This window comes from Brooklawnia sp., from assembly GCF_049651565.1.
Classification (GTDB): Bacteria; Actinomycetota; Actinomycetes; order Propionibacteriales; family Propionibacteriaceae; genus Brooklawnia.
The window spans coordinates 1-2,750 of the sequence record NZ_JBASCI010000014.1 but is presented as its reverse complement, the minus strand read 5'-3'; the positions used below and the strand labels follow the sequence as shown (position 1 = coordinate 2,750).

The window sequence follows — 2,750 nt, the reverse complement described above, 5'->3', positions numbered from 1 at the left end:
TTCGAGGCCGTGGTGCGGATCGAGACGCCGGGGGAGCGCAACTACTACCTGCACGGCGGCATCATGCAGTACGTGCTGCGGAACCTGAAGAACAGCTGAGGCTCGCCCCTCGTTACTCCGCGGAGTCCGTGGTCGGAGGCATCGTGGTGATGTCGTCGGCCGCGGACTTCGGTGTCTGCTCGCCGGGCTGCGCGGTGGGCATTCGGTAGGGGTTGCCGATATCGGTGGACGCCTCGGTTGCGCTGCCGGTGCGGTCGTGCAGCACCATCCTGCCGTTGTCCAGGTCGAGGGGGTCGGGGCCGGTGCCGCCCTGCCTTGAGTCGACCAGCAGCATCTTCTCGGCCCGCTTCACCTCCTCCCAGTGCGCGTGACCAGGCATGAAGATGCTGAACACATCACTCATCGGGCTCCTCGTCGGTCAGCGCGGCGCGCAGTTGGTCTCCCACGGTACGCAACTCGTCAACGGTGGGACGGGTGCGCGGCCACAGGAAGCCGCGCAGGCCGTCCTTGCGGCGCCGCGGGATCACGTGCAGGTGGTAGTGCGGGACGGACTGGCTGACCACGTTGTTGTTCACCAGCAGGGTGCCGTCGGCGCCGAGGGCGGCCTGCTGGGCAAGGCCGATCCGGCGGGCGGCGACCAGCATCTCGGCGTACAGCTCGGCGGGCAGGTCGTAGAGGGTCTCGTGATGGTCGATCGGGCAGACCAGGGTGTGGCCGGGGAAGACCGGCCGGACGTCCAGGAAGGCGATGAACTTGTCGGTGCGCAAGATCACCTCAGCGGGGGTGGCGCCGGAGATGATCTGGTCGAAGACGTCCATGTCACCCAGTGTGCCGACCGGGCCTAGAAAAATGTCAGTGGGCTGGTGCACACTAGGTATTGAATCGAACGACTGTTCGACGACAGGAGGACGTCATGACCACAGTCGCACGCCGGCCCGCACCCGCCCCGGACGAGGCCTCGACGCCGGCATTCCGGCAGTATCCGCGGCGGCGTCCTGACCGGACGGGAGTCGCCTCGGCGCACCAGGCAGGGGGAGCCGCCCGCAGCGTCGACCGCGATGAGGCCGGGCTGCGGGCCAGTGCACAGACCGGGCAGATCTACACCCCGCCGGGTTGGCCCGAGGTGGTACTGCCGCCCGGCGCGCCCGACTGGGAACAGAGCGCCAGCGCCTGGCTGCTCGACTGCTGCCCGGCCGACTACCGCGGTTACCCGGTGCTGCGTCGGCATCCCGTGGTGCTGGCCAGGTTCGCCGCCGACTTCGTCGAGGGCCAGATCCGGTCGAGCCGGCAGGCGCTGTCGCAGGCCCGGGCCAGCCTCACCGACTACGTCGAGCCGCAGGTGCTCGACAGCGCGACCGCGATGCTCGAGGCCGAAGAAGCCCGCCTGATCCGGGTTCGGCGGGCGGTCGCCCTGGTCGAGGAGGCGCTGCGCGGCAAGATCTTCATCCGCAAGCTGTGATGGCAATGCCGGACGCCGCGGGCGCGGTCAGGTCTGGACGATTTCCCGCTCGGAGGGCAGGTGCGCCCCTGACCCGTCGGGTCTGCGGAAGGCGATCGGCAGGCCACGGGCGTGCTGCCAGTCCAGGCTGTCCATCGCATGCAGGTGGTCGTGCGGCTGGGTGCTGTTCCTCGAGTTGCCGCAGGCGGCGACGACCTCACCGGCCTGCACTCGCTGACCCATCCGGACCGCGATCAACCCGCGTTGCAGGTGTGCCAGCAGCACGAACGGGCCACGGCTGGCGACGGCCAGCACGACATGGTTCCCGGCCACCGCCTCGTCACCCTGCCGGAGTCGGCCCGGTTGGGTCAGCAGGTAGGCCAGCCCGGCCCACAGCGAGCGATGGGCCCTGTGCTCGGGTTCGGCGTCGTGGCTGGCCACCACCGTGCCGCTGAGCCACTCACGGTTCCAGCGTAGGTGTGCACAGGAAGAAGCCACCTCGGCGAGCTGGCCGGTCAATTGGCCGGGCCCGCCGAGGTGGCTACGGGGGAGTGGGTAGTTGGACCTACTTGGTGGCCGAGGGCAGCCAGACCGACGACCAGCCGATGATCGGCTCGCCCCAGCCCTCCGCCGGCTCTTCCAGCGGGATTAGGCCAACCCCGGTCGGGGCTCCGTTGCTGTACACCATGCCGTCGCCGGCGTACATCGCAACGTGTCCATACGGGTTGCCGACCGGGTTGCCGTCGTACCAGATCAGGGCGCCGACCGGGATGTCCGACATGTCGGTGTGCATCTGGCCGGCGGCGATGATGGTGTTCGCGGACTGCTGGGCGCCGACCTCACCGGCCGAGGAGTAGCCGTAGAACGCTGCCACCAGCGACAGGCACATGTTCTGGTAGCCCCAGTTGCCCGTCATCTCGGCGGCCTTGGCCATTGCCTCGTCAACCGAGGCCGGGGTGAGCTGGCCTGGTGCGGTGGTGGTGTCCACCGAGAACGCGGGCTCGGCCGGAGCGACCTCCGCGTGCTCGACCTCGGCCTGCTGGACAGGCTCCTCGGAAACCTCCGGCTCAGCAGTCTCGGCGCTCGGCTCAACCGACGGCAGGCTGGCGGCAGGGGTGGTGGCGGCCGAATCGAGCTCGGCTCGCGAGGCGTCGCGGCTGATCGGTGTCTCACGGGTCTGCGCCGGGGCGGTCGCCGTCTGGGTGGCGGGGGCCGCGGACAGGGCCGAGCTGCCGGCGATCATGCCGCCCGAGACCGAGCCGATCGCCACCAGCAGGCCCAGGCTCGCGGCGATCCGCCTGCGGCCTTGCCG

5 protein-coding genes are annotated in these 2,750 nt (G+C 69.9%); 1 reads left to right on the top strand and 4 read right to left on the bottom strand.

The window, feature by feature from the left end; translation table 11 throughout:
- Nucleotides 1–112: 112 nt before the first annotated feature.
- The gene (locus tag WBL05_RS00670; RefSeq protein WP_424223072.1) at nt 113–403 is read right to left on the bottom strand and encodes a hypothetical protein; all 291 of its coding nucleotides are present in this window, start codon (nt 401–403) and stop codon (nt 113–115) included.
- Nucleotides 396–818 carry an HIT family protein gene (locus WBL05_RS00665; RefSeq protein WP_424223071.1) on the bottom strand — a complete coding sequence of 141 codons (423 nt, stop codon included), beginning with the start codon at nt 816–818 and terminating at the stop codon, nt 396–398. Before WBL05_RS00665 ends, WBL05_RS00670 begins: the two co-directional genes overlap by 8 nt.
- 95 nt (nt 819–913) lie before the next feature.
- Here WBL05_RS00665 and WBL05_RS00660 point away from each other — a divergent pair, with 95 nt between their 5' ends.
- Nucleotides 914–1,459, top strand: coding sequence for a hypothetical protein (locus tag WBL05_RS00660; protein WP_424223070.1), 546 nt, complete (start codon nt 914–916; stop codon nt 1,457–1,459).
- Nucleotides 1,460–1,486: 27 nt separating this feature from the next.
- Here the strand turns inward: WBL05_RS00660 and WBL05_RS00655 are convergent, their stop codons facing one another.
- Complete coding sequence (locus WBL05_RS00655; RefSeq protein WP_424223069.1) at nt 1,487–1,936, bottom strand: M23 family metallopeptidase; 450 nt, start codon at nt 1,934–1,936, stop codon at nt 1,487–1,489.
- A gap of 67 nt (nt 1,937–2,003) precedes the next feature.
- A partial coding sequence (locus WBL05_RS00650) for a hypothetical protein (RefSeq protein ID WP_424223068.1) occupies nt 2,004–2,750 on the bottom strand: 747 nt, incomplete at its 5' end.